This is a genomic window from Bacteroides caecigallinarum (genome assembly GCF_021530995.1).
Taxonomy (GTDB): domain Bacteria; phylum Bacteroidota; class Bacteroidia; order Bacteroidales; family Bacteroidaceae; genus Phocaeicola; species Phocaeicola faecigallinarum.
In genome coordinates this window covers 1-350 of record NZ_JADYTF010000314.1, presented here as the reverse complement: position 1 = coordinate 350, position 350 = coordinate 1, and the positions used below count along the sequence as shown (strand labels likewise).

Sequence of the window (350 nt, the reverse complement as noted above, 5' to 3'; positions counted from 1 at the left end):
TTCTCTCTAAAACGGCGACTACCTACTCTCCCACAATTAGCAGTACCATCGGCGTGACGAAGCTTAACTTCTCTGTTCGGAATGGGAAGAGGTGGAACCTTCGTGCTATAGTCACCTTAATATCTTTCGTATATCAAGCCTTGCATGAAGCACAAACTGAAAATCCAATTCTAGCAAAACTCCATTCTTTCAAGCGCTAAACGTATATAACACCCTCATGTGTTACGCGATAACAAAAGTCAACGGGCAATTAGTAATGCTCGGCTTTGCTGTCTCCAGCTTTACACCTGCATCCTATCAACGTCGTAGTCTACGACGACCCTGAGAAATCTTATCTTGTGGCCGGCTTC

2 rRNA genes are annotated in these 350 nt (G+C 44.6%); both read right to left on the bottom strand.

The window, feature by feature from the left end:
- Nucleotides 1–9: 9 nt before the first annotated feature.
- Nucleotides 10–119: ribosomal RNA gene (rrf, locus tag I6E24_RS16810) — 5S ribosomal RNA — on the bottom strand.
- 111 nt (nt 120–230) lie between these two features.
- A 23S ribosomal RNA gene (locus tag I6E24_RS16805) occupies nt 231–350 on the bottom strand; the annotation flags it as partial.